This is a genomic window from Nostoc punctiforme PCC 73102, from assembly GCF_000020025.1.
GTDB classification, from domain to species: domain Bacteria; phylum Cyanobacteriota; class Cyanobacteriia; order Cyanobacteriales; family Nostocaceae; genus Nostoc; species Nostoc punctiforme.
In genome coordinates, this window is record NC_010628.1 from 6862308 (window position 1) to 6888691 (window position 26384).

The 26384-nt window shown below is 41.4% G+C and carries 20 protein-coding genes; 5 read left to right on the plus strand and 15 right to left on the minus strand.

The window, feature by feature from the left end; genetic code table 11:
- Positions 1 to 295: 295 nt before the first annotated feature.
- Positions 296 to 628 carry an STAS domain-containing protein gene (locus NPUN_RS28130; RefSeq protein WP_012411810.1) on the minus strand — a complete coding sequence of 111 codons (333 nt, stop codon included), beginning with the start codon at positions 626 to 628 and terminating at the stop codon, positions 296 to 298.
- Positions 629 to 1116: 488 nt separating this feature from the next.
- Here NPUN_RS28130 and NPUN_RS28135 point away from each other — a divergent pair, with 488 nt between their 5' ends.
- Entirely contained in the window at positions 1117 to 1749 is a 633-nt protein-coding gene (locus NPUN_RS28135; protein ID WP_012411811.1) for a DedA family protein, read from the plus strand.
- A 122-nt stretch (positions 1750 to 1871) separates the two neighbouring features.
- Here the strand turns inward: NPUN_RS28135 and NPUN_RS28140 are convergent, their stop codons facing one another.
- Entirely contained in the window at positions 1872 to 3074 is a 1203-nt protein-coding gene (locus NPUN_RS28140) for an argininosuccinate synthase (protein ID WP_012411812.1), read from the minus strand.
- 443 nt (positions 3075 to 3517) lie between these two features.
- On the opposite strand from NPUN_RS28140, the gene NPUN_RS28145 reads away from it, so the two are divergent.
- The gene (locus tag NPUN_RS28145) at positions 3518 to 4075 is read left to right on the plus strand and encodes a PEP-CTERM sorting domain-containing protein (protein WP_012411813.1); all 558 of its coding nucleotides are present in this window, start codon (positions 3518 to 3520) and stop codon (positions 4073 to 4075) included.
- Between the two features lie 61 nt (positions 4076 to 4136).
- Here the strand turns inward: NPUN_RS28145 and NPUN_RS28150 are convergent, their stop codons facing one another.
- A complete protein-coding gene (locus NPUN_RS28150) occupies positions 4137 to 6497 on the minus strand; it encodes a PhoX family protein (protein ID WP_012411814.1) in 2361 nt (786 codons plus the stop codon).
- A 462-nt stretch (positions 6498 to 6959) separates the two neighbouring features.
- Here NPUN_RS28150 and NPUN_RS28155 point away from each other — a divergent pair, with 462 nt between their 5' ends.
- Positions 6960 to 7901, plus strand: coding sequence for a glycosyltransferase family 2 protein (locus tag NPUN_RS28155; RefSeq protein ID WP_012411815.1), 942 nt, complete (start codon positions 6960 to 6962; stop codon positions 7899 to 7901).
- A gap of 36 nt (positions 7902 to 7937) precedes the next feature.
- Here the strand turns inward: NPUN_RS28155 and recG are convergent, their stop codons facing one another.
- The 7 genes from recG to NPUN_RS28185 all read right to left on the minus strand — a co-directional run bounded on the left by recG (position 7938) and on the right by NPUN_RS28185 (position 16225).
- Complete coding sequence (recG, locus tag NPUN_RS28160) at positions 7938 to 10433, minus strand: ATP-dependent DNA helicase RecG (protein ID WP_012411816.1); 2496 nt, start codon at positions 10431 to 10433, stop codon at positions 7938 to 7940.
- A gap of 141 nt (positions 10434 to 10574) precedes the next feature.
- On the minus strand, positions 10575 to 11420 hold the full coding sequence (locus NPUN_RS28165) for a hypothetical protein (protein WP_012411817.1): 846 nt from the start codon (positions 11418 to 11420) through the stop codon (positions 10575 to 10577).
- Positions 11421 to 11723: 303 nt separating this feature from the next.
- A complete protein-coding gene (gene tsf / locus NPUN_RS28170; RefSeq protein ID WP_012411818.1) occupies positions 11724 to 12668 on the minus strand; it encodes a translation elongation factor Ts in 945 nt (314 codons plus the stop codon).
- A 211-nt stretch (positions 12669 to 12879) separates the two neighbouring features.
- Positions 12880 to 13674, minus strand: a complete 795-nt coding sequence (gene rpsB / locus NPUN_RS28175) for a 30S ribosomal protein S2 (protein ID WP_012411819.1) — start codon at positions 13672 to 13674, stop codon at positions 12880 to 12882.
- Positions 13675 to 13906: 232 nt separating this feature from the next.
- Positions 13907 to 14071, minus strand: a complete 165-nt coding sequence (locus tag NPUN_RS42155) for a hypothetical protein (protein WP_167315668.1) — start codon at positions 14069 to 14071, stop codon at positions 13907 to 13909.
- A 586-nt stretch (positions 14072 to 14657) separates the two neighbouring features.
- Positions 14658 to 15377: a Uma2 family endonuclease gene (locus tag NPUN_RS28180; RefSeq protein WP_012411820.1), complete on the minus strand. Its 720-nt coding sequence runs from the start codon at positions 15375 to 15377 to the stop codon at positions 14658 to 14660.
- 50 nt (positions 15378 to 15427) lie between these two features.
- Positions 15428 to 16225, minus strand: a complete 798-nt coding sequence (locus tag NPUN_RS28185; protein WP_012411821.1) for an HAD-IIB family hydrolase — start codon at positions 16223 to 16225, stop codon at positions 15428 to 15430.
- Positions 16226 to 16329: 104 nt separating this feature from the next.
- Between NPUN_RS28185 and NPUN_RS28190 the strand changes: the two genes are divergently transcribed.
- Entirely contained in the window at positions 16330 to 17148 is an 819-nt protein-coding gene (locus NPUN_RS28190) for a hypothetical protein (RefSeq protein WP_012411822.1), read from the plus strand.
- Positions 17149 to 17200: 52 nt separating this feature from the next.
- On the opposite strand, the gene NPUN_RS28195 is transcribed toward NPUN_RS28190, so the two are convergent.
- From NPUN_RS28195 to NPUN_RS28210, 4 genes are all read right to left on the minus strand, one after another.
- On the minus strand, positions 17201 to 17905 hold the full coding sequence (locus tag NPUN_RS28195) for a DevA family ABC transporter ATP-binding protein (RefSeq protein WP_012411823.1): 705 nt from the start codon (positions 17903 to 17905) through the stop codon (positions 17201 to 17203).
- 104 nt (positions 17906 to 18009) lie between these two features.
- Positions 18010 to 19164, minus strand: coding sequence for an ABC transporter permease DevC (devC, locus tag NPUN_RS28200; protein WP_012411824.1), 1155 nt, complete (start codon positions 19162 to 19164; stop codon positions 18010 to 18012).
- Between the two features lie 249 nt (positions 19165 to 19413).
- Positions 19414 to 20838: an HlyD family efflux transporter periplasmic adaptor subunit gene (locus tag NPUN_RS28205; protein ID WP_012411825.1), complete on the minus strand. Its 1425-nt coding sequence runs from the start codon at positions 20836 to 20838 to the stop codon at positions 19414 to 19416.
- 998 nt (positions 20839 to 21836) lie between these two features.
- On the minus strand, positions 21837 to 22574 hold the full coding sequence (locus NPUN_RS28210) for a phycocyanobilin:ferredoxin oxidoreductase (RefSeq protein WP_012411826.1): 738 nt from the start codon (positions 22572 to 22574) through the stop codon (positions 21837 to 21839).
- A gap of 201 nt (positions 22575 to 22775) precedes the next feature.
- Between NPUN_RS28210 and NPUN_RS28215 the strand changes: the two genes are divergently transcribed.
- On the plus strand, positions 22776 to 22985 hold the full coding sequence (locus NPUN_RS28215) for a hypothetical protein (protein ID WP_012411827.1): 210 nt from the start codon (positions 22776 to 22778) through the stop codon (positions 22983 to 22985).
- A gap of 413 nt (positions 22986 to 23398) precedes the next feature.
- On the opposite strand, the gene NPUN_RS28220 is transcribed toward NPUN_RS28215, so the two are convergent.
- Positions 23399 to 25705, minus strand: coding sequence for an IMS domain-containing protein (locus NPUN_RS28220; protein ID WP_012411828.1), 2307 nt, complete (start codon positions 25703 to 25705; stop codon positions 23399 to 23401).
- Between the last annotated feature and the right edge of the window lie 679 nt (positions 25706 to 26384).

The following is a 26384-nucleotide window of genomic DNA, read 5'->3' on the forward strand; positions in this document are numbered from 1 at the left end:
GAGCAATTAGCTTAGAGTAATTTAATGGCCCTAGGGAAGAATGCAAAGAATTGCATTTTCTTTGACTGATTTTGGTAATTTTCCGCTTTTATCTGTCTTGAGGCCACCTAGTTCAAAGCCATAAGTTTTCCTTAACATTTCATTATCTAGATAATATAAAAAATCAGCCTGCTAGCACCAGACTGTTATCTTTGACGATGTGAGAATATTTGGGGAATGTGAAAAAATGCAAATGTTTATTGACTCTAACATCCATCTGAAGGTAGATTTATTATCTGAGCCTGCTAGCACCAGACTAAATATCTTCACCAGTAAAAATGTCTTCGTAAGTGGGAAAAATTTCAAAAACTGAATCTAGCTGGGTAAGTTCCAAAATTAGCCGTACAGGAGCTTGCACGTTGCATAGAACTAAACGGCAACCGCTCTGGCGTGCAGCCTTCAACCCTTTGACTAAAGGGACTAACCCAGAACTGTCCATGAAATTAACTTCTGCTAAATCAATAACCCAGAGTTGATGAGCTTGAGGCACTACTCCAGCCATCTGTTCGCTCAAAGCCTTGCCGCCTTCTAAGTCTATGCTTCCTTGGGGTTTAAACAAAATAACTTGAAGTTCTTGTGTGAGAATCATAAATTGAACAGGGTAATTGGAATACTTGACTAAAAATCGAAAAATGACATAAATACCTCTTCTCTTTCAACGGCAAAATGACTGTTTTCCCTAGATATTTAGGAAATTGCAGCCGTGCAATTGAAAGTAATTATTTCAGTATTCATGTCGTATAATTTGTGATAACTTTCATAAGTATAGGCATAAGGACATCATAATTTCGGTATCAAGCGTATCTTTTACGAAATTTTTATAATTTAACTAGAAATATATAAAGTTTTTGTAATTTCTTTTTATTTATTTTCAAATAAAATTAACTTGTGATAGTAAATGCTAATATCTATAAAGTTAATAATCAAAAATTAATAGTTTCCATAGAGTATGAACTATGGATTACTTAGAATTAAACTGATGATCGAATAAGTCAATGTAGCGGTTTGATTGACACCCCACCCAAAAACAAGCAAAGATATAGTAAAAGTAAAAATTTGTAAAGACGGCGGTGCGGAATGTCTTTAGAGCTGATTTCACTAGAAAATATCCAGGAATTGGCCCATAATTACGGGTATTGGGCAATTTTTTTGGGAATTTTGCTAGAAAATTTAGGCATTCCCCTTCCTGGTGAAACCGTGACCCTTGTGGGCGGGTTTTTAGCTGGCAGCGATGAACTAAATTACTGGCTGGTTCTCGGTGACGCAATTATGGGTGCAGTAATTGGCGGCACTTGTGGTTATTGGATTGGTAAAGTTAGCGGTTGGTCTTTTCTGGTAAAAGTTGGTAGCATATTTCGGATTTCTGAAGTGCGGTTGCTGACTATTAAAGACCAATTTAGTCAAAATTCTGCTAAAGCTGTATTTTTCGGACGTTTTTTAGCATTATTGCGAGTTTTTGCGGCACCACTAGCTGGTATAGCCGAAATGCCTTTTGGAAAATTCTTTTTATACAATTTTTTAGGAGCAGTTGCTTGGGCTAGTTTGATGGTGACATTAGCTTTTTTTGCTGGCAAAATTGTCTCTTTAGAACAATTGGTTGCTTGGGTAGGTCAATTTGCGATCGCAGCTTTACTAATCATCACTGCCTTAATTGTTGTACCCCTATGGCTAGAGTCTCGCCAAGTTAAAGAAGCGAGTAGTGAAGAGTAAAACTGAGGAGTTAGGAGTAAAGTAAAAAGTTATTTTTTGAATTTTTACTTTTGTATTTTGCATTTTAACTCCTAACTCTGCCGATTTTAGATTTCTCCTTCAATCTAAAATTGAATTGACTCTTAACTTTTTATTTGCCGCGACCAAATGCGAGTTGGTAGTCCCCAAACATAGATAAAACCTTCAGCAGCTTTATGGTCAAATTGGTCATCGGCTCCGTAGGTTGCCAAATCAGGAGTATAGAGGGAACTATCGCTCGAACGCCCAACTATCGTGGAGTTACCCTTGAATAGCTTCACTCGCACAGTTCCAGAGACTCGCTCTTGTGTCTTTTGAATAAAGGCATCTAGTGCAACTTTGAGTGGACTGTACCACAAACCGTTGTAAACGATTTGGCTATAAGTTTCTTCAATGCCACGTTTGTAATGGGTGACATCTGCCGTCAAAGTCAAGCTTTCTAAATCCCGATGTGCCTGAATTAGCACTAACATCGCGGGTGATTCGTAGATTTCCCGCGATTTGATGCCAACCAGACGGTTTTCAATCATATCTATCCGTCCAACACCGTGATTTCCTACAAGCTGATTGAGTTCTTCAATTAGTTCAACTGGCTGTTTAGCTATACCGTTGAGGGTTGTGGGAATACCACCGTGGAAACCAATTTTGATGTACTCTGGCTCGTTGGGAGTGTCAGCGATCGCTTTAGTCATCTCATAAATTTCTTCTGGTGGCTCAAATGATGGATCTTCGAGTAAACCAGCTTCAATGCTACGACCGAGCAAATTTTTGTCAATGCTGTAGGGAGAAGATTTTTTGACTGGTGAGGGGATACCAAACTTCTCACCATAAGCGATGGTTTCCTCACGGCTCATACCCCATTCTCTGGCTGGTGCGAGGATTTTTAGGTTGGGGTTGAGGGCAGTCACAGAGACATCAAAGCGAACCTGATCGTTACCTTTGCCAGTGCAACCGTGAGCGATCGCATCAGCACCATATTTTTCAGCCGTTTCTACTAATATCTTAGCGATCAGTGGACGGGCAAGAGCAGTTCCTAGAGGATAACGATTTTCATAAAGTGCGTTGGCTTGAATCGCTCCAAAAGCGTAATCTTTAACGAAGCTGTCTTTGACATCCGCCACGAGTGATTCACTTGCACCCGATTTCAGAGCTTTTTCTCGAATTGGCTCTAATTCATCTCCCTGACCTAAATCTGCTGCTAGGGTAATCACCTCTTCCACACCCCACTCCTGTTTGAGGTAAGGGATGCAAACGGAAGTATCCACTCCACCAGAATATGCCAGGACAACCTTTTTGGCGCGACCCATTAATTTCTCCACTTAGGACAACAAAGAATGAGTCATTATTATATCTGAACTAACCCAGGTATATTTTATTCATGCAACAACCTATAGAAGGATTTAGAAGTTAGGAGTCAGAATTACGGTTCACTCTCGTGGAAGTTTACTTATAAAGCGATCGCTTGAATATAAATATTTTTAAGCCAGTTTTGAACGTCTCAATATTTTTAATGAGATTAATGGAAAATATTTTTTGTTTTCAAGAAGTGTTGATAATCAGCTTCAAATATCAACATAGCCTACTGTAAATATGGAATAAGTTTACACAACTTTTACATATAACTGACAAACTTGAAGATTTAACCACGATCATCTTTTGTTTATTATTTCTTAACCTACATACATAGGTTGAAAGTTTATTTAAGTGAAATTACAGAATTAATCATTTTTTAGCTTCGGAGCTTTGTCTGATGAAATTAGCTAAAGATATTAGCATTGCTGCTTTTGCTGTTGCTATCTCGGTTGCTACTATTGTTAAACCGACGCAAGCTGCCTTGGTTAATTATGGTTTCACCGTGAATGCGACATCGGGCGATAATCCCGGTCAATATTTCGGCTCTTTTCAATATAATGACTCGATCTTAACCAGCATAGGTGAGGAAACTCTAGGCGTTAGCAATGGATTATCTATTGCCTTTGACTACTTGGGTAGTCAGTATACAGAGGCAAGTGATTTTGATTACCCAGTATCTCCTGTAGTCAGCTTTACAGATGGCAACCTGTCAGGACTGAGCTATTTAGTTGAAGATCAGTTTTTTATTGGTAACGATCCAGGTAATCCAAATACAGGTGGAACAAAATTTTATAGCATTCTGAGTGCTGACTTATTGTCTACAACAGAGTTGGGTACAGTAAGCTACTCTAAGAGTACACCCGTACCAGAACCGATGACTCTTGGTGGTATAGCGATGGCAGGTGCTATGGCGTTGGGAATGAAACGCAAGAAAAAACTATCTGGAGTGAATTAGTTAGCGCTACTTTGCAAATGAATGTAGAGACGTTATTTATAACGTCTCTACATTCATAAGTCTAAGTAAAATCACCAGTAGGATTCTTACGTTTGATGCCAATTACAGATGGTTTAGGAAAGCTTCTAGGTTGACCTTTACCACCGTCAGCAGTTGGGATATTACTTGGCCAACTACTACCACGAGGCACTGTGCGAGCCTGATTGAATGTAACACCACTCAAATCCAGTAATTCAATATCACGACTCAAAATCGTACCATCGTTAATTGGGCTATCTTCACCAGGATGCTGGACGGAAATAATCAGCGTATCTCCCACAAAAGTTGGCCCGGTCATCTCACAACGCACTGGCCCATGAGCAAACGGTATTACCTCTCCCGCGTTAGCACCAGTAGTAGGAATGTAGAATAGCCAGTTATTACCAAAAACTCCTGTGAAGTTAGAAACATTACCATTGGCTGTGTGGTCGATGGTAGTTACAGTACCGGCAGCACCAACATTAAAACCATTGTGAGTGGTGGTAGACATATCTGTTACCCCCCAAATATTTGCCTTATTGTCGAACACTAGGTTATCTACATTGGCAAAACCAGCACCAGAAATTGATCCGGCTTCTCCACCCTGAGCAAATCTCTGCCAACGGAAGGTTAGACCTGCGCCATCAACACTATCTTCAATAATTTTGTACAATCCCCCTGATTGCTGCGTTGCGTTGACATCTTTACTCAACTTGGCAACCTGGAAAATGCGTGAATCTGGATAACCGTCACTTCCCGGCGCACCATCAGTATATGCAATGAACACTTCTTTAGTGGTCGGATGCACTTCTATATCTTCTGGACGTGCGGTGGGAGTTCCGCCGGCTAAATTCGCTGCTAAGAAGGCATCAGCGAGAATAGCACCTTGGGAAGTGTAGAAGTCAGATAGCTTCTTACCTTGATAACCAGGTAGTCTATCAGCTTCATTGGTGCGATCGACTGCGAGGGAACCACCATCTGTAGTTTGACCTGCAATACCATTGCGTTTTGGTAGAGGTAAAAGACCATTTCTTTGAGCCGAACCCAAAGCAGCAAACTCCACAGAAGAAATCACCGATGGTGAAATAGGATTGGTGGGACTAGTTAAACGTAACGGTATCCATTGACCCGTACCATTTGGATTGTAGCGGGCGACATACAATGTACCACTTTCCCACAAACTGCTGTTAGCTTTACTGGTTGGTGAAGAAATCACACCTGCACTGATAAATTTCCAGGTGTGTCCCCCACGTCTATCATCACCCATGTAGGCGATTAATGGTTTCTTAGCTTCAGCACGGATGGCAACGTTTTCATGGCGGAAACGACCCAACGAAGTATGTTTACGAGGGCGGAAATTCGGATTAACAGGATCAATTTCGACAATCCAACCGTATTTTTCACCAACTAAACCGAAGGTCTTACCAGTGGTGCCATCGATGTAACCTGTTTGAGTACCATTAGGGGTAACTGGTTCTGTGACACCAACAAAAGATCCTACACTTCCTTGAAAGTTTTCTTCAGCACTTAAAATAGTTCCCCAAGGAGTTGTACCGCCAGAGCAGTTATAGCCAGTGCCGATAATTTTGTTACCCAATCCATCGGAGGAGAGGTTAAATACTTGGGTTGCAGCTGGACCAGTTGCGATGAGATAGTTTTGATCGCCTTTTTGGTAGCTACGACTTCCCCAAGAAGTGACATTTTTATACTCATCACTCCTTTGGCTATTAATTCCCAACCCAGAAAGACCATGAAGGCGGCGATTCCTCACATCACCTTTAACCACAGCATAACGGTTACTGGAATTACGTCGGGAGATGCGGATGATTGATCCGCCTAAGTTATATAGTGCTTCGCCGTCAAATTCAATATTTCTAGTAGAAGGTAAAGCCCAACCAATCACCGATTCAAAGGTGGTAGGCAATCCTTTAACATCTGCTGGAGCTTCTGGTGCTAGATCGGAAAAAGGAAAACTCACATATTCGTGATTGACCCACAAATAGCCGACATCGTTGGTTCTGCCCAGAGGAATAAAACCCGTATAATCGTTGTTGTAGCCGAAATAATCATCAGGGTTAGGAAAGACGCGATCGCCCCAGCTGATAATTACATAACGTTCATACTCTGGTGGCACTACAACATCATCAACTACGTTGTAGCTGTTTAACTTCGCATTTGCAGATGGATTGATTACCTGCCCTTGACAAATTGCAGTTGGCAAAAAACTTTTTTGCTGTCTATAAATCGGTAAGGGATGGGGTAAGCGCACTGGTGTAAAGCTTAGTCGTCTGTTATTTGCTCCTGCAATTTTAGAAATACCATCTAGAATTGTGTCTCCCAATACAGTAGCACCAGCACTGCCAGCAAAAAATACTAAAATTTGTCTGCGACTTAATTTAGACATCAAACTCTCCTCTGTTGTGACATAAAAAATTTAGTAGAGGCAAATCTTGATTACTGACAGAAAAAGCCATCAATTATTTACGTGAAATGCCACAGATTTTGAACAGTAAGTAACCTGTTATTAACAAAAGGTTGTTTGCTATTTAGGTTACATAGCTAGACAAAAAGTTTTAAGTTTGTCATATAATCTAATGACCAAAAATTAACATTAGGTTATATGTTGATTAATGGAGATTTATCAAACAAAATTCAGGAGTCAGAAGTCATAATTCAGAATGAATTCTGCCCTGTTAAATAAACTTACTTTGAGAATTTTCGGACGGATACCAATTAGAGATGGTCGGGTAATACCTATAAAAATTATTTCCTTTGACATTTTCTTAACCAGAATCAGCTAAGGAACAGTGTCAGCGCCTCATCTGTCCTATTCTGGAGATGGATAAATAATGTTGTGGGTGAGACTGTGTTTTTCAGCGTTGTGATACCGACTTATAATCGCCAACCGATCTTAGAAAAGTGCCTCCGCGCCTTGGAGGTGCAAGAGTTAAGCCAGCCAAGTTCGGTTACTAATTACGAGATTGTCTTGGTGGATGATGGTTCTACTGATGGCACATTGGAGTGGTTGGCAGAACATAAAGAAGAGTTTCGCCATGTGCGATGGTTTCAGCAAGATCATGCTGGCCCAGCTGCGGCTCGGAATTTGGGAGTAAAAAAGGCGCTGGGAGACACAATTATCTTTATTGATAGTGATTTAGTAGTGCTGAATAATTTCTTGCAAGCTCATGCTAATGCATTATTGCAGGGACAAGAGAAATTAGGGAGCGATCGCTTTTTCACTTACGGCGCAGTTATTAATACTTGTAATTTCGACAATCCAACGGCTGAACCCTACAAAGTCACAGATTTTTCAGCAGCTTTTTTTGCTACCGGAAATGTAGCAATTCCTAAACATTGGCTAGAGAAAGCCGGACTTTTTGATACCAGTTTCCAACTCTATGGCTGGGAAGATTTAGAATTGGGTGTGCGACTGAAAAAACTAGATTTGACACTAATTAAATGTCCAGAAGCCGTTGGATATCACTGGCATCCAGCATTTAAATTAGAGCAAATTCCCCGATTGATTGACCAAGAAATTCAACGCGGACGTATGGGAGTTTTGTTTTATCAAAAACATCCCACATGGGAAGTGCGAATGATGATTCAAATGACTTGGCTGCATCGTTTACTTTGGGGACTTTTGTCCCTCAATGGCGCACTTAATGAACGGACAATGGCTCCATTATTGCAATGGCTAATTAACTTAGGTAAACCTCAATTAGCTTTAGAAATTGCTCGGATTTTCCTCAATTGGTATAACGTGAAGGGTGTCTATGAAGCCTATGCCGAAATGCAACAAGCATTGTGATTACATACCATGAGACTGGTATTTTATCCGGTCACATTACGTCAAAATCGCTCCACCCATCAACCGCTCATATCGATATTTCAATTCTTCTTTTATTAAATACCAGCGCTCTAGAGTAACATCCATCTCTATTATTTTTTCTGCTGCTTGCCGCGCTAAAAGTAAAACTTCTTCATCTTCAACCAAACTTGCTAAGGTAAAATCTGGCACTCCCGATTGACGAGTTCCCAGTACTTGTCCTGGCCCACGAAAACGCATATCCATCTCGGAGATGAAAAAGCCATCCTGAGATTGCTCCAACACCTTCAATCGTTGTTGAGCATCAGGGCTTCTGGAACTGCTCATCAACAAACAATAAGACTGAGCCGCGTCACGACCGACACGCCCGCGCAGTTGGTGCAGTTGCGATAAGCCAAATCGCTCTGCATTTTCAATGAGCATAACTGTAGCATTAGGTACGTCTACACCTACCTCAACAACAGTAGTCGAAACCAAAACCTGCGTTTGGTTATCACGGAATTTGGTAATAGATTCGTCCTTTTCGGCTGAACTCATGCGACCGTGTAGCAACCCAACTTGAAAGTCAGGAAAAACGCTTTCTTGTAACTTTTGATGCTCATCAACAGCCGATCGCAAATCTAATTTTTCTGATTCTTCCACTAATGGCAAAACCACATAAACTTGTCTACCTTGGACAATTTCTCGGCGGATCAGGTCGTAAGCATGGTTGCGTTGCTGACCAGACAATACTGTTGTCTGAATCTTTTGCCGTCCTGGTGGTAACTCATCAATCTGACTCACATCCAAATCGCCATGTATCGTCAACGCTAAGGTTCGGGGAATCGGGGTAGCTGTCATAGTTAACACATGGGGTTGCTCGCCTTTTTGCTGCAAACGCGCTCGTTGTTCTACCCCAAAGCGATGCTGTTCATCTATCACCACTAACCCCAATTGCTGGAAGTTTACAGAGTCTTGAATTAAGGCATGAGTTCCCACTAACAGAGGTAATTCACCAGTTCCTAACTGAGAATGTATTTGTCTTCGTTTCGCAGTTTTGGTGGAACCTGTCAGTAATTCCACTGGTAAATGCAAGAGATTAAACCAACTAACCAACTTACGATAATGTTGTTCTGCCAAAACTTCTGTGGGAGCCATTAACGCCGCTTGGTAGCCAGATTGAATTGCTGCAAGGATAGCTAGCACGGCAACGACTGTTTTACCAGAACCGACATCACCTTGCACCAAACGATTCATTGGCACAGGTTTTTGTAAATCGTTGAGAATATCGTTAAGGACTCGTTGCTGCGCGCCAGTGAGTTTAAAAGGCAGTATTTCGTGGAATTTTTCTACAAGTTGGCCTCGCGGGACGAGGATGGCGCTAGTTTGAATTGCCCTTGCTTGCTGCTGACGTTGCAATAACCCAAGTTGCAGGTAGAAAAATTCATCAAAAACTAGGCGACGACGGGCAACTTGTAGGGCGGCGCTATCGCTAGGAAAATGGATATTAGCGATCGCATCTTTCAATTCCATCAAACCATATTTCTGCCGCAAACCACTTGGTAAAGGGTCTTTCAGGTTAGCGGCAGCAGGTAAAGCAGCAATTACCGCCTGTCGGACTGTATTTGCCACCACGCCTTCAGTCAATCCATAAATTGGCACTACTCGCCCAATATTCAGCGACTCAATCGAATCTCCTGGATTTGCCAAAACTTCTAGTTCTGGATTATCAAGCGTCAAGCCGTATTTACTTTCTTTCACCAACCCACACGCGGCTAAAATACTACCCACTGGATAACGACGTTTTAAACTTTCTTGCCAAGCGCGACTACTAAAACGTGTACCTGCGTAAAAACGGCCAATTTTGATTTGACCGCTATTATCTTTTACAACCAGTTCTAAAATTGATAATTTCTGATTTTTCGGGCTACTAAAGCAGTTACAACGCTTTACTGTAGCCACTATTGTCACCGTCTCACCTGCCTGTAACTCGCGGATATTCACCTGACGCGCATAATCAATGTGGTCACGAGGATAATAGAAAAGCAAGTCGCGGACGGTGTGTAAACCAAGCCGTGCCAAATTATCAGCTTTTTTGAAACCTATTTCTGGTAAATCACTGAGTTTTTGGTCAATTTTCGGTGCAAGCCTCCGACTCACCTCAGTAACGATGGGAGATTTTGGTTTCTGGATTTTTAATTGATTAATTCTCCTCTGCTCCCCTGCTCCCCTGCTCCCCTGCTTCCCGTCTTCCCCCTGCTCATCTTGCTGTAGTTGGGAAAGATACCTACGAGTTTCTGCTACTAAATGTTGTCTTTCTTCCAGTGCTAAATGTGGATAACTAGCAAATTGCACTGCTAGTCCTTGCCAACGGCGGCGTTCAGTTTGGGGTAAGCCTGTTGGGAACTTGCCCAAAGTCAGGCTTAAAAATTCACTGAAGCGATATTCTCTACCCACCAAATCTGTAAAGCCCCGTTCGGCTTCTATTGCCAAGGCTTTGTGCAATCGTATCCAATCTGGTTTTTCATTAGTCATTGGTCATTAGTCATTAGTCATTAGTCATTGGTCATTGGTGAGCCAGTGCGGTCTTCTCCCAAAGGGAGAGGCTAGCGCCAAGGGAGTTTCCCCCATGAGCAACTGGTGAACCCGAAGGGTCATTTGACTCTGGACAAATGACTAATCTTCAAACCAACTAGCACGCCATGCAGCTTCAGCTTCAGCGATCGCCTTTTCTCGATGTTTCTTTTGATACTCTCGTCCTAGCTTGTTTAGCTGAACTAAAATACTGCGGATTTGCCTGCGCTCAGATGAGAGTGTCACATCAGCAAATTCAATTTCTCCTAGCCGCAGGTTAATAGCCATAATTTGCGTCAGCCCAGAATCTTCTGACTGCTGCTCATTTTCAATTTCAATTACTAAGTTTAATAAGTTAGGTGGCCCTGGCATGACCTCAGCCGATGCTTCTGATGCAGCCGCAGCCGCTGCTGCTAAAATCGGTTCTGGTAATTTTTTAGGTAATACTCCAGATTTTTGTATTAAAACATTAGCATCATGCGATAGTTTTTTTAGTATATCTTGCGTTACTTCTTCTAAGTTCTGTTGCCATTTTACTAGTTCTATAGGATTAGAGGTGTCGGCGGTGAGAGACTGAGAATTCGAGGTGTACAGAAGTTCAGAAGATGTTACTTCCTTATTCTCCTCATCTTCATCTTCTTCATCTCCTTTATCTAACCCAACTTCCTGACTTTTAATAGAAGTGAGCAATTGTTCGGCTGCCACTTGCCCCAACTTGCGGATGGCTTGTTGCAATTGCTGGCGCTGATTTAATGACAAATGCAGAAAGTTTTCGGGATACCCCTGTGTACAAAGGTGATAACTCGCCAGAATCAACTGTTTCCGTACAGCTAGCCCCAAGGTGTTTAGATAACTAGCATAAGCAGTTTGTAGTTCTACTGCGATCGCCCGAATCGCTTCTTTTAATGCTGCAATATCCCGTTCAATTCGCTCGATTGCTCTTGCCATATCTTTTCATTCTTGTCCATGTGAACTATTACATAGTACAAATGTACGAATTTATTTTATAATAGCTTCCCAAAGAAGTTTAGATTTTAAATTAAATGCGATATTTCGCGTCTCTACTAAAAAAACACAGGTCAGGCTATTTGCTTGACCTGTTTGGTAAAGAGTCATTTGTCATTTGTCCTTTGTCATTTGTGAATGACCCTTCGGGTTCACCAGTTGCTCATGGGGGAAACCCCCTTGGCGCTAGCCTCTCCCTTTGGGAGAAGACCGCACTGGCTCACCAATGACCAATGACCAATAATATTACTTACCGCCCATTTGTGCAGCGACTTCATCAGCAAAGCTAATTTCTTGCTTCTCAATACCTTCGCCCAATATATAGCGGACAAAGCGAGTCACTTGAATCTCTTCGCCTAATTTCGTCTTCGCTTGCTTAAAGAGGTCTTCCACGGAAATACTCTGATCGCGGATGTAAGGCTGATCGATCAAAGTCAATTCTTTCAGGCGTTTTTCAATCCGTCCCTGAACAATCTTTTCTTTGATATTCTCTGGCTTGTTCGCCAAATCATCCTTGCCCATTTCAATGTCTTTTTCTTTTTGGGCAACTTCGGCGGGGATTTGGTCTACACTTACATACTCGACATTTGGACAAGCCGCAACTTGCATTGCAGTGTTCCGTGCCAAGCTTTGGAACTCTTGATTGGTAGCCACTGACTCACTTTGAGAACCTAGTTCTACTAATACACCAACTCGACCGCCAGTGTGAATGTAGCTGTCTACTACACCTTGCGTGCCTTCTGCTAGTGCAAAATTAACAAAGCGGCGCACTTGGATATTTTCACCGAGCGTAGCAATCGTTTGCTTGATGAATTCTTCTACAGTCCCGCCTGGACTATCAGCATACTGTTGAGCCAACAAAGACTCAACACTATCAGCTGCCGCTGCTTGCTTTGCCAGGTTCTTAACTAAAGCTTTAAAAGCTTCGTTACGAGCAACAAAGTCGGTTTGGCAGTTGACTTCAATGAGTACACCCACTTGGCCACCTGGCTGAATGTAAGTGTCTACTAGACCTTCTGCCGCAACGCGATCGCTTTTTGCCCCCGCTTTAGAGATGCCCTTTTTCCGTAGCCAGTCTGCGGCTTCTTCTACGTTACCTTCAGTCTCTATCAGCGCTTTTTTGCAGTCCATCATGCCGGCACCAGTTTTTTGGCGTAGCTCTTGGACGAGTTTTGCAGATATTTCCGCCATTTTGCCTCAATTCCTAACTTGACCTCGAGTTGTAATCACTCACCTAATTTAGTGCTGAGTGCTGAGTTTTGAGTGTTCAGTCATCAATTTTATTCTTCATTGACAAATCACAACTTAACAACTTCAAAAATCAAGACTCAACATTACTAAATTTGCTGAGTCTTTCTATCTTACTCAGCACGGGCTAAACCTTAGCTTTCCGCTAACAGCACTATTCTTCTGTTTCTTCGTCGGGAATTACGGCATCAGTATATTCGGTTTCTTCGTAGTCATCGTCATACTCACTACCGTCGTAATCTTCGTAATCATCTTCAGCATCTAGCTGACCGTGACGACCTTCATAAATGGCATCTGCCAATTTTCCGACTATCAGCTTAATTGATCTGATAGCATCGTCGTTTGCTGGGATGGGGATATCTACTACATCTGGATCGCAGTTTGTATCCAACATGGACACAATGGGAATATTCAGCTTTTGGCATTCTTGAACTGCGTTATATTCCCGTCGTTGGTCTACGATTACCACGATATCGGGCACTTTCCGCATTGTTTTAATGCCGCCTAAATATTTTTGAAGCTTCGTCATTTCCCGACGTAGCATTGAGGCTTCTTTTTTCGGTAATAAATCTAGTGCGCCAGTTTCCTCACGGCGTTCTAAATCTTTCAGGCGGTCAACCCGTGTTTTGATGGTTGCCCAGTTGGTCAACATTCCGCCCAACCAGCGTTGGTTAATGTAGTGGGAACCACAACGGCTAGCTTCTTGGGCAATAATTCCAGCTGCTTGGCGCTTGGTGCCGACAAAAAGAAATTTCTTCCCTTGTTCTGCGTGCGATCGCATGTAATTGTAGGCATTATCCATCAACTGGGCAGTTTGCACCAAGTCGATAATATGCACGCCATTGCGGGAAGTATAAATGTAAGGAGACATTTTTGGGTTCCAACGCCGGGTCTGATGCCCAAAGTGAACCCCTGACTCCATCATTTGAGCCAATGAAACTACTGGCATATATTTTTCAACTCCAATTCGGGTTAAACCTCCATCCAAGTGTATTTCCCAATCGGGAAACACCCGAATTCTTAGATGTGCGAGATTAGTTAACCATACTAGGTTAGCACATTCGCTAGAGTGTTTGCTAAGGGCGATAAAATAGCGCTGCCCATTCAACAATAGGAAGCGCTATGCTTTTATTTAACTCAGAAATTACGAATTAGTTAAACTAGCCCAAAAAACCTATCTACTAGCGTTCTTCCTCATCCTTGGACTTGGGTTTTTGTCGCCTTTGTTCTACCTGCTCGTCGATAGTTTCTCTCATTTTGCGATCGGCAGCGTCCATCGCAGAATACTTAAAACGGTTGATTATGCCACTGAAGAAGTTGCTAAAGAATCTTTCAATTTCCTGCATAATTTAATACCTCGGTATTTAAAGGTAAATTCTTGACTTTACATTGGTCTTGGAATTTCTATTGGAAGTTGTAAATAAAACGCTAACCTCTGAAAATCACTGTATAAAACAGTTTCCTCAATCAAATTAGTACTGTTGAGATTTCTGAGATTGAAACGTGGTATACCCCATATATTGTATTCTGTCTAAGGTAATAAATATAGCAAAGACATAGGTAACAAATTGTTTACTTGGGATTGGGCTGAGATATAAGCAAAACCTGGCAGATGATCTCGAAGGGCTTGATTTTCTGTTGTAAATTAATGGGTGAAAAATTCAGATATAGCAAATTACCAAACCCAGACAGGGTAAAGTTTTTCAAACCGTCTTGCAGTAAATTAAACGTATCTTAGTTTCATGGCCAGTTGAAAAGAGATCGCTAAATCTTCACGTCTTTATCATTAGATTTCCTGATGTCTAGCGATTCATGTCTCAAAGATGATGAAGTTCAAGGGTACTACCATGAAACTATTATTACTCAGTAAAAATGGATGCAACATCTACGGCGGATATAGCTACAGCAACTTCTGGACTTACACCCTGTATGTTACTGAATAGTATCAGGATCTACATTGAGCGATCGCAACCTCGCCTTTAACTGTTCTATCTGCAATTCTGCATGTTCTGCTCGTTGGCGTTCCTGTTCTACTAGTTCTTCTGCCTGCTGTCTTGCTAAAACTTCTTGTCGTAAAGCTTCTGCCAGTTCATTTGGAATCAGTAATTTTTCCCCTGTATCCTCTCGATAAAATCCAATTAGCCTTCCATCAACCACCAAGCGCAGTTGTAAGGGTTCACTGCGCCCATCTTGTATGGGTTCGTAAATTTCTCCCCGCAGGCGATAGCCACTTAGCTGTTGTTCCACCCACTCGCCTTTAGGGTCAAATAGCCAGTATTCCTTGACACCTAACTGCTCATAGAGGGTCTTTTTAAAGATTTCGTCTTGTCCCTTAGTCCCAAAGGATGTCATTTCAAAAATAACTGTGGGTACTTGACCCTCTTCCCAGATTTTATAGTTGTCCCGACCACCGGGTGCAACATCAAAAATCACCATCACGTCTGGGGCTACCCGCAACTTAGGAAAGCCTTGTGCATAGTAAAGAAATTGATTTCCCAATACTGTTGCCTGACGATTTGCCAAATACTGCTTCAGGACTTCTAAGGTAGTTAGTAAGGCATAAAGGTGGTCGTAAGTTTCTGCCACTGGTTGACCATCAGCACTGGGGTAGAATATTTCTGATTCGACACTAACAGGTAAAGTAGCCGTCATGGTTGTAAAATCAGTGCTACGAGATTATTGTAGAACAACTCTAGTTCTCCCTAACTTGGGATGTGCAAGCTTTTCAAAATATAACTAGATAACTCACAAAATCCTTCACCTTCGGCGGCATTGGTAATATAAGCAGGGTGATATTTCAACTGATTCATATATTCCAAAACGTTTGCCACGCCTACAGAAACAGGAAAATAACGCCGCTCAAATAAACTTTCGTCATTGGGACTATCGCCAACAGTGACAATTTGTTCTGGTGAGTACTGGGGCAAATATTCGCGCAATACCTGCAACAATCCCACAGCTTTATCTTGCCCTTGGGGTTTAATGTGACACTGCACGTTGCTATAGGTAAATCCCCAACCCATTTGTTGACAAAGACTATCTAGGGTTTGTAGTTCATCTTGATTCAAATCAGCTACATCAAAAGTCCAGTCAGTGACGCGAAAGCGATTATCAGCAGATTCTTGGATTTGAGGAAATTTAGTTTGTAAATTTTCAAAAGTCGTAGCCAAGTGCTGGCGATGTTTGGCTAAATCGGAAACAGGTGTTAATACTACTGGTTTGTGATTCCCAGGTGGAAAGTACAAACCACCATTTTCTGCGATCGCACCTGCCACTGGCATCAGGCTACTCAATCCACTCACCCACCCAGCAGAACGCCCTGTAACAATCAGCACCTTAATGTCAACTGCCGCTAAATCCTCTAAAGCTTGTAGCAGTGGGGTAGTAAATTTCCCTCGTCTAGTTAGAGTGCCATCCATGTCTGTGGCTATCAGACGAATATTGCTAAAGTTTGTAGATGAAACGTCAGACAGGGCAGGGATATTCTGGTGTCTGGACATACGTGGTTTGTAAAAAGCTGTTAAAAATATTAATGATACAGCAAGATGGCATTGAAGATTTGGGCATCCTAAACATCAGGAGTCAAGTTTTTCAGTTTCCAACCATGCCCACTTCGATGTTTCTTGCCCAAACCCAAGGAAAGCCTAAAAAGGCATCTCAGGAAGTGCCAGCAAGTAATCCTCAAATACCAACGTTATTGTTGGTAACTTCTGGAGGACTGGCTTTAGTGGTGATTGCTTTGATTGTATATAGTAAACTCCAGATGGATAAGCTGGAGAAAAAAATTAAGTTTGAACAATTTCGCGCACGAGAATTAGAGAAAAAGTTTAAGCTGGCGCTGGAAACAATTCGCAAAATGGAAACTAATCCCGATTTGGTAAACTCACGGGACTTTAACCTAGATTATCTACGAATGCGGATGTCAGAGGAGGTGTTTCATTTTGCAATCCTTAATCAAGTGAAGATTCAGATCAAAGAAAAAGTTACTCAAGCTCTGCGGCCAAATCAAGCACAACTTGGATCAGTCGGAATTGCTAATAGCGCTGGACGGCAAGTAGATGAAATTTTTGATGTAGAGTATGAGACTGGTAGCCCAGGGAACTCTGCCAAGCGAGTGCTGTTTCGCATTCAAATCCGATTAATGAAGTTACCGACGCAAGCAACTTCTGCGACTATTAGTCAAATTATTGACTGTATAGAAACTTACTTAAGCCCTATAGAAGACGAAGATAGTTGGCAACCAACAATTCAAGGTCGGATTGCTACTATGCATTGGGATCAAAAGGCTAAACCCACGCCTCTACTGGTGCTGGAGCAATCAAATGAAGGCGTGAATGTGACTTTTCGTACTAGTCGCCAACCAAATGCCCCAACTCCGCCAAACCAGCCTGGAATGAAAAAATCAGGCTCGGCTAGACAATAAATCATGGCTGTCATTGGTCATTAGTCATTGGTCATTCACAAAGGACAAATGGCTAAATGGGTGCATTTGAGGAATTACGGGTTAAAAGACCATCTTCCATTTCTACGATGCGATCGGCTATGTCTAAAATGCGGTTGTCGTGTGTCACTAATAAGATGGTGGTTCCCTGATTTTTGGCTAGACTCTGCATTATTTCCACAACATCGCGTCCTGATTGTTTGTCTAATGCTGCTGTTGGTTCATCTGCTAGCACCAGTGGCGGACGATTCACTAAGGCGCGAGCGATCGCAATTCTTTGTTTCTGTCCACCAGAAAGATTATCTGGGTAGTAGTCAACTCGTTCTTCTAAACCAACAGACCCCAGCATGGCTTTTGATTTAGCCATTGCTTCTGTTTGAGAAATATTATCATTCAACTCTACCGCCATTTGCACGTTTTGCTTCGCAGTCAAGAACCCTAGTAAATTGTGAGCTTGAAAAATATAACCAATGTTGCGTCGCATTTGTACCAGTTTGTTTTGACTGACACCAACGAGTTCTTCACCTAAAAATTTTAAACTTCCCTCTTGTACAGACCGCAAACCACCAATTAAGCTCAGTAATGTGGTTTTACCGGAACCTGATGGCCCGGTCATAATTACAATTTCACCAGGATAAATTTCTAGGTTGATGTCAAATAATATCTGTTTTCTCAATGCGCCTTTGCCATAGTAATGATTGAGATTCTTAATGGCAATTACAGGTTCTTTTTCTATCATGCTTCTGTTAGTTGTAAGTTAGATTTTTCAAAAATTAAGTTTTCTTAATTCTCAAGTATAAGTTCTATATTATTAATTGTTGATATTAATTAATATTGAATTAATTAAAAGATATCTGCTGGATCTGCGGAACGTAATTTCCGGACTGCGATCGCACCGGAAATAATACACATCAGCATAGTCAAAATCAAAACCATTACGGCACGATCAAAACTCATAAAAACTGGTAAAAGTGTTGCATCTCTAGCACTTTGATACATAAATAAAGCAAAAAATATTCCAGGGAAATATCCTAAAATAGCTAATAGCAAAGCCTCTTGAAGAATTACGGTTAATAAATAGTTTTGTGTATAGCCTATTGCTTTGAGAGTAGCATATTCAGCTAAGTGATCTGCAACTTCTGTATAAAGAATCTGATAAACAATGACAGTTCCTACAATGAAACCCATGACAGTCCCTAATGTGAAAATAAATCCAATAGCTGTACTGTTTGCCCAATAATTCCGCTCAAAATCAATAAATTCTTGCTTAGTTAAAACATTTACCTCTTTAGGTAAATACTGTCGTAGTTCTTGGGCAACAACTTGAGCATCTGCTCCCGGCTTTAATCTAATCAGCCCAATATCAATTAATCCTTTTTGACGATTACTAAATATTCGTAGAAAGTTAATATCACTCGTAATTAAATTACCATCTGCGCCGAATGATGCACCTAATGTAAATAGTCCCTCTACTTTAATCCGCCGCCTTCGTACTTCTGCTGTTACAGTCTTTCCTTGGCTATAACTAGCAGCTATAGGCCCATACTCTACCCGTGAAGAACGGTCAAATAAAACGACATCAGGGAGTTTAAGTTTATCTAAATTCTCCTGAACACCAGGTAAGTTAAGTATATTAGTTTCTGGGTTCATTCCAAAAATTAGAATACTACGAGGACGGCCTGTTATAGGATTTTTCCAGATTGTAAAGTCCAAATATATAGGATGTACTGATTGTACTGCGGGTAACTCTAAAGCTTTATATAAACGTCTTTGAGAAAAGCTCCTCATTGCTAAAACAGCACTAGATTGACTATTAATTAAGACAATATCACCTTGCAAGCTGTTATGAAATCTAACGTTACTATAATATAAGGCATCCCGAAAGCCGAGTTGCATAAACATTAAAATATCAGCAAAAGAAATTCCTGCTAAAGCCACAGCTAGGCGAGTTTTTTCCCTTGTCAGTTGTAGCCACGACAGAGGTATTTTTTGATTCATTTTATAGGTATCCAAGCACAGCTATTATTTACAGCAGAATTCAGAATTTAGTAGTCATAAACCAGATGTAGCAGGTTTTAATATCTGGCTTTGAAGTTTAGGTTGTCTACCTCACTTAATTAAAAACTGCTGTAATTTATCAAGCATTGTTTATAGAATGTTTGAAGTTGATGAAACAGCCTATCTAAGAACATCTCCAATTCAAAGTATCAAATTACAAATTGAGATTACTGCTCATCCATAACTTAACTAGTTATTAATTTCAACAACAACTTTAGCGTAAGTTAAACCAGAAACCTTTTGGCTATCTTCTGGAGGCAAAGCAATTTTAACTTCTACGACTCTGGCATCCACATCTGCTGCTGGATCTGTATTTAGCACGTCCTTTTTACCAATTTTTCTGCCAATTTCAGTGACAGTTCCCTTCAATTCGCCGCTAAATGCTCCATTATCGCTGCTGATAGTGGCGTTTTGACCAATTTGCACTTTACCAATGCTGTCTTCGGCTACTTCAGCAATCACATACATTTGGCTAGTTTGGCCAATTTCAGCAATACCATTTGCACCTATGGCTTCACCTGACTTGGTATAAACTTTTAAAATCTCTCCAGCAATTGGTGCTTGAACGTAGCTTAACCTTAGTTGTGCTTCGGCTTTTCTGACATTTGCGATCGCATTACTAACTTGAGCTTGCGCTACTTGCACATCGGTAGGACTAACATCTAAAATTCTGCTTAGTTTGGCCTTTTCTTCCTCAATTTGTCTTTGCAAAGTTGCTAAAGTTTTGTCACGGTTAACTTTCGCTTCGATTAGCTGCTGTTGCAATGTTGCTAAATTTTGTATTTGGTTAGCTCTAGCCTCGGCAAGTTGCTGTCGTATGGTTGCTAACGTCTGCTTTAGGGTAGCTTGGCTTTCGGCCACCTGTTGATTAGAAGTTACTGCACTCAAGCGTCTGCGATCGCGCTCTTGCTGAGAAATCGCACCTTCTCGGTATAAAAAATCATAGCGTCCGGCATCGACTTGGGCATTGCGCTGTTCGGCTCGGATACGTGTAAGCGTTGCTCTGAGAGCTTCTCTTTGCCCACTGAGTTCAGCTTCTAAACGATTCACAGTTGCTTGCTGAACAAGTTTATCCCCACTTAATTGAGCTGCAATCCGGGCGATCGTTGCTTGTTGAGCATCCCTTTCCCCAACAAACTGCGCTTGTAAGCGAGCAACAACTGCTCTTTGAGCTTGAATATCTCTTGGAGATCCAGCCCTAACTTGCGCTAAATTCGCACGGGCTTCTTGCACTTTGGCTTTAGCCTCTTCTAGTCCAGCTATTTGGGTATCGCGGTTGTCCAAAATTGCCAAAATTTGGCCTTGCTTTACTTGTTCACCCTCTCTCACCAGAAGTTGCTGAATTCGTGACGATGGCGCTAATCCTGATGATGGGGCGGACAATTTAACAACTTCGCCTCGTGGTTCCAAACGCCCTACAGCACTAATGCTATTGGTAGATGGCATTACGGGTACAGATGTAGTGAGTTTTCTCAGCTGCTCGATTTTGGCTGTACCTAGTATCCCAGCCGCGATTACTATAGGCACAGCTACAGCGATACCCCACCAAATCTTAGGTTGTTCTTGATTAAGTGCCTGCTCACTTGGCTTTGGCTTTTCAGTCACCCTTGACATAGTATGTTGCCCGTTTACCTGAATTGTGCTGATGGAAGTAAAAATAAAAGGGTTTTTAATCAACAGCCAGCTGCTTAGGACAAACAACAGTGCTTTAAAGCTGGGTATGGCTTAAAATCCATTGCGTGATGAACGCTCAACACTATGGTTTTGCAAAATGGTGTTTTCTAATAGCGATGTCTGACGATAAGACGCTGACGCTCCTTCTCTGCGAGACGCTACGCGAACGTCGCTACCGCTTCGCTAATGCGTCTACGCTTGTACCCTACAGGTAGCAATACTTGTCGGGTTTTGGGGCAAAGGGACTTTATATATCGAGCCTTCCACTCCTTTTTCCTTTAACAAAGCAGCATTGCTACGGGTAGCCGCTATGCGTCTATGTATGCAATACATTGACCTCACTTCCATTCCTCTTGCCTTTTAGGAGAGAAGAATGGAAGCTTGCTTACTTACTTGGGGTTAGGTCTGTATTGAAACCGAGAAGCGCTATAGTAGCTGGCTATTCAATAACTCTGAGTATTATTGAGACATGAGTGTAATGGAAATTAGCAGAATCAAATCTAGATATAGAGACGCGATATATCATGTCTCTACACAAAATCCCAAAATGGTATGATGCGATACTGTACTGCTACATCAACTACGGCTACAGTTGTCACAAAATTGACAAAAATAGACTGTTGCCTTGTTTGGATACAATCTTGCTACAAAAGTTAGTCTTTCTTAAGTGAATGAATGATTAACTAACTAAAAAATATCTATCAACTTGAGCATTCCTAACATCAGAGTTTCCTTAACTTTCTGGTCAATGAGTTAGCTGTCTCTAGTTGCTTGCACCTGCCAAGACAACCAACCATTTTGTGATATTTGCTTCAAAGACCTGACTACTCTCCCTGTTGGCGTTTTGAGACTCCATTAAACTCTCGTTGAATGAATTCTACATTTATCTGTGACGCGAAAACGTAACAGAGCCTACAGATGGGGAGATGGGGGAATGATTAAGTTGGAAGGTCGAATAAAACTGTGGTCATATAATTTTCTGCCCAAACTGGACCAAAGGCTTTTTCTAGTACGCGGCGGGTTTTATCGTTTTGCTGCTGTTTAGTACAGTAGTTGTGTTGTCCAGCGAGATTTTGTGTAACTTGTTCGACTGAAACAGGATGTGAAGCGATCGCTTGCATACAATGAATGTCTAAAAATTCTCGCACACGCGACAGAAACATTGCTTCTTCTTCTGGGGAACCGGGACGCACAAAGATGCAAAAATCCGAAAAAATATTTCCCCATTCTGGTAATTCACGGGGTTGGGAAAAGTTAAGCACTGGTAGCTGTGCCAGTGCAGTAGTATAAGATTCTGGTAAGGTGCGCTCTAATTGGATAGGGGAAAGATCTGCGATCGCTGCACTAATTTGACCTCTACCCCCAACTAAATCACAACCAAACATCGGCAGGTTGTATTGGGGACGGGGAAACATGACGCAGTGCAAAATATCCAGCATATTTCCGATGTTTGCCAGTTCCAAGTGCATTTTGCGAAACTGGGGCGTTTGATAGCACCGATTTTCAATCGTCAGTTTTTCGCCTTCTAGTCTACCTTCCACATACCCCAACTCATCAGGCAAATGGTAGGGCGATAGATCCAGGTGCTGATGCCAAGCTGCCTCAATACAATCAGCTAGCTGACGAATTAGGGGATGTTGTTGCTCACGCAGCGAGGGCATAGAAGTAAATGACATAAGCTAGTTGGGAATGCGAATCTAATGCCCAGTCTACAACCTGTCGTGCCACACCTGTGTGGTCTGCAATATAAGCAAACAGTTCCACACAGCCAACGTAAAGTTATACGACAGATGCTTTTCACAAAGATTATTTATTTTGTAGTCTAGGTTACAGAAATAATTTTAGATTAGCCCATTTGTGAAGGCTAATAGAAAGCTATGAAACTAGATTCTCGTAGACCAGATTTTGCTGTGCAACCAAGAAGGCAGAATCTGGAGGATTTAAATTGGGTAAAACTTTTGCAACTTCCTAACCCCTTTAGTTTTGACGAAGCACTTTTATTATGTCCGGTTTCAGCAGATGAGTGGCTAGCCTGGATTCCAGATCATGGGGAGGCGATACTCAATATTAGACATTTTTGCTACTAAGTATTTTTAGACAGGTTTACTATTTGATGTTTGAAAATATACGTAGGGTGTGTTGGTGACAGCGTAACGCACCATTTATAAACGTAAGTTCGATAAACTTCTTCCTGCCTTGAATTTGTGTTCAAATCTGTCCCTCTTCGACTCGGAGAGAGACAGTTCTGCATAGTAAAACCAGGGAGAGGTTTCAATATTTAAGGTAATTATGCGGTTAGTAAATGAGCCGTCGAACTCACGTTTTATAAGAATTTGGTGCGTTCCGACGTTCCGTCTAACACACCCTAAAATACCTAAATTTTTTTCATAAATCAAATCGGATTCCTATAGCATTATCTCAGTGATAACTATGTGAAAAACCTTTCCTAATTAAATTAAATGATACAGCTTATTGCAGATACTCGCCGAAAAGTTCCAACTTATCTGGTGAATTGATTTACAACAGATGTACTCTGAATACGCCATTTACCTCGTTCTCGAATCAAGTCATACCGAACTCTTAATTTATCGTTAGAAGAGTTTTTAAACTGATTATTTTCATATAACTGCGTCACTTCTTTGACCGTAGCTTCTACTGCGGCACGATCTGCAAATAAACCAATTTTCTCAACAGATTCTATCTTCAAACTATGGTCGAACTTGCGGTAGCGATTGTCTAACTTATTCTGTTGAGCAATCAGTCGCCATTGAGATAAAGCTGAACCAGTTAAAATTTGCTCTAAATTATTAATCTCATGATTGGGCCCTAAAGCTGCGGCTTTGGTAGATAACCAAGTGTGAATAACTTCTTCTGCCTCTGCATTTGTTAAAGGGCCTTCTTCTGATTCTGGTTTTCTATTTGGATCGGGAATAGGTAACGGTGGTTGGTTTATTTGTACAAACAACTGTAGATCAGGCGGAGAAGGTTGAGGAAAAAACAGATTTTTTAACCATCCAAAAGTTGTTGTGGCTAATACCCAAAAAACTAATATGCTCACCAAAGAAATAAACACTCTCCATACCAGCCGTGTTTTACCTTCTATGGTGTTCGCAAAAGTTCGCCGCCTTCGGGGACGACGAGAATGAGGACGATTATCTGGTATACGCTCTCGGCTAGCAGATGGAGTAGGTTTTCTCCGCCTACGCTTTTGGTTATGACCAGATGCAGCACTCTTAGCTGAACCGTTCAAATGCTGATTAGTACCTCTGCTCATCCTTTCAGCAGCAGGAACCTCTGATTTTATACTTCCAGATGAACTCCACATAGGTGGTGAGAAGTTTGGATATTCAGAGGTTTCTTTTGTTGGTGTTTCTGGCAAATCTGGGTTAGGTACTCTGCTGTGATTAAATGACGCTGAAGTTTTAGTTGAATTGTTATGAAAATGAGTATTCTTTGCCTTGGCCTGGGGAAAATACTGGGGGTTAATTACAGCCCATTCATTAGTTGTTTGGGCATCAGTTGGCAGTGCTTCTAAATAAGCTTGCACCTGTTGGTTAGCAAAGTAATCTTTTAGGAAAGCTTGCTGGTTTGCTAAATCTCGAAAATGGGGAAAGACTTCGTGTTGCAGCCACTGTTCTGCATATAAACACAGACCCGGTAACAAATCTGGAGAGTCCTGAGATTTTTCCCGAATAAAAGCTAAAGCTTCGTACTCCTGACTAAGTTCTAAAACACGAGTTGCTTCTTCAGTTTGCCCCAAAAGTAAGGCACATAGCGACTGTTCTAAATGTACATCTTGGCGCTTGCCCAGACGCACGAGCATTTGTCTTGCTTGACGAATTAAAGCAGGTTGCCGTTGAGCAAATCCTCGCGCTATCAAGGCATAAACAGCTAAGTAAGTGGCAACAGCAGAAGAACGTTTGCTTTGAGCTTCAAATAACTTGTGCTGTTCTGCAACTGTTAAGTGGTTGCGTAACTGCTGGATAAATCGCAGAAAGTCATCTATGTTTAAACCCGATTCATCATTGTTCGTGCCATCAATCCCGCCACGATCTTCTAAGAGATTTTGCAATAATTCTAAGCCTTGGCTTCGTTCGGCAGTCTTTTCTTGAGGTAATGCGAGCAACTCCAAAATTCGATATGGCCGCAATTTGTAAAGATCAGCCTGAATTTCTGCCTGGATACTGGAGAACAAACCTTCACGTACTAGCAGCTCTTGACCAGTTTCTAGGGATATGGCGGCATTTTCGTAGTGACCTTGCTGCCACTGTTCCCGACCTAATTCTAGACAGGCAAGAGCAACAGTGAGAACGACATCTGGGTGTTCAGCACTTTCATAAATTTCTTCATCTGCTAAGTTATTGCTTTTTCTTGAACTTGTAGCACTATTTTTATTTACTAGGTACGGACGACCTAGTTTCAATACAAGTTCGTATTCACCCAACTCTTGCAAAATTAATAAAGCGCCAACTAATTCGTCTTGGGTAATTTCTATACCAAGACTCTGGGTATCACTACCCCTTTTGGTGCTTTCTGTACGATTTTCCTGTGCTACTGCGGCAGCAGCAAGGTTATCAGGGTCATAGGCGTGGGCAAGATAAAGCTGATCGTAGGTACTGCGTTGTTTTGGATCTGATAAAACCACGTAAGCTTCTTCTATGAGTTGTTTACGAGAAGAAATTGCTGCCTGAGAATACTCACGTCGTGGCAATTGTACAATGCGATCGCTGTATGCCTGTCGCAATTGTTCTTCACTTGCCGCTAACGGTAGTCCTAAAATTCGGTAGTAATCTAGCGGAATTCGCACAGCCTACTTCCCCTGCACCGTGATCAACATAATTTACCTAGAGCTTTCCAGGTCTGTAAAACCGTGCCATAAAAATGCCGTATAGAATTTACTCTACAAGTGTATATTGCAACAACCTGTTTTGTACCTTCCCGAAATTTTGAGTCACATTCTAGTACTAATTTTTTGCTTTCGCCCAGAAAGCCTCAATTGTTTGTCTTAATTCTTAGTATTTTTGTTTAACACAACTATTATCAGCCTTCGATAGCACAAACCACAACTACCGCTTTTAATCACGGCATAAATGTTGTGGTTGCAAGAATGTATTGATAATTGATTCTTTTGAGACTTTCCCAGTACGAAGTAACAAAAATACTACTATTGGGGACTCGACCCTGATAACGGGAGAATAAAGATAATATCATAATTAACCTTTAATTACAATTACCTATTTGGGTATATGGACTTTTGCTTCATTTTTTCTAAATTGTTAATGGATATGCAGAAAGCTGTCTATCTTGATTGCTAGTCTATGAAGGGGAATAGTGAGAGAGAAAAACCCAAAGCGATATATATTGTCGTTAGAGTCAAATCCTCACGGGGTATGGGCTGAAAAGTTAAAAATCAAAAATTAAAAATTCAGCTATTCCCTAAGACCCTTTTTTGGTGCATAAATAAAGTTTGATTGTTGAGTCTTACA

What these genes read in the sequence shown, in the direction of transcription:
- NPUN_RS28130 (WP_012411810.1), bottom strand. Translation starts at nt 628, where the DNA reads ATGATTCTCACACAAGAACTTCAAGTTATTTTGTTTAAACCCCAAGGA.
- NPUN_RS28135 (WP_012411811.1), top strand. Translation starts at nt 1,117, where the DNA reads ATGTCTTTAGAGCTGATTTCACTAGAAAATATCCAGGAATTGGCCCAT.
- NPUN_RS28140 (WP_012411812.1), bottom strand. Translation starts at nt 3,074, where the DNA reads ATGGGTCGCGCCAAAAAGGTTGTCCTGGCATATTCTGGTGGAGTGGAT.
- NPUN_RS28145 (WP_012411813.1), top strand. Translation starts at nt 3,518, where the DNA reads ATGAAATTAGCTAAAGATATTAGCATTGCTGCTTTTGCTGTTGCTATC.
- NPUN_RS28150 (WP_012411814.1), bottom strand. Translation starts at nt 6,497, where the DNA reads ATGTCTAAATTAAGTCGCAGACAAATTTTAGTATTTTTTGCTGGCAGT.
- recG (WP_012411816.1), bottom strand. Translation starts at nt 10,433, where the DNA reads ATGACTAATGAAAAACCAGATTGGATACGATTGCACAAAGCCTTGGCA.
- NPUN_RS28165 (WP_012411817.1), bottom strand. Translation starts at nt 11,420, where the DNA reads ATGGCAAGAGCAATCGAGCGAATTGAACGGGATATTGCAGCATTAAAA.
- tsf (WP_012411818.1), bottom strand. Translation starts at nt 12,668, where the DNA reads ATGGCGGAAATATCTGCAAAACTCGTCCAAGAGCTACGCCAAAAAACT.
- rpsB (WP_012411819.1), bottom strand. Translation starts at nt 13,674, where the DNA reads ATGCCAGTAGTTTCATTGGCTCAAATGATGGAGTCAGGGGTTCACTTT.
- NPUN_RS42155 (WP_167315668.1), bottom strand. Translation starts at nt 14,071, where the DNA reads ATGCAGGAAATTGAAAGATTCTTTAGCAACTTCTTCAGTGGCATAATC.
- NPUN_RS28180 (WP_012411820.1), bottom strand. Translation starts at nt 15,377, where the DNA reads ATGACGGCTACTTTACCTGTTAGTGTCGAATCAGAAATATTCTACCCC.
- NPUN_RS28185 (WP_012411821.1), bottom strand. Translation starts at nt 16,225, where the DNA reads ATGTCCAGACACCAGAATATCCCTGCCCTGTCTGACGTTTCATCTACA.
- NPUN_RS28190 (WP_012411822.1), top strand. Translation starts at nt 16,330, where the DNA reads ATGCCCACTTCGATGTTTCTTGCCCAAACCCAAGGAAAGCCTAAAAAG.
- NPUN_RS28195 (WP_012411823.1), bottom strand. Translation starts at nt 17,905, where the DNA reads ATGATAGAAAAAGAACCTGTAATTGCCATTAAGAATCTCAATCATTAC.
- devC (WP_012411824.1), bottom strand. Translation starts at nt 19,164, where the DNA reads ATGAATCAAAAAATACCTCTGTCGTGGCTACAACTGACAAGGGAAAAA.
- NPUN_RS28205 (WP_012411825.1), bottom strand. Translation starts at nt 20,838, where the DNA reads ATGTCAAGGGTGACTGAAAAGCCAAAGCCAAGTGAGCAGGCACTTAAT.
- NPUN_RS28210 (WP_012411826.1), bottom strand. Translation starts at nt 22,574, where the DNA reads ATGTCATTTACTTCTATGCCCTCGCTGCGTGAGCAACAACATCCCCTA.
- NPUN_RS28215 (WP_012411827.1), top strand. Translation starts at nt 22,776, where the DNA reads ATGAAACTAGATTCTCGTAGACCAGATTTTGCTGTGCAACCAAGAAGG.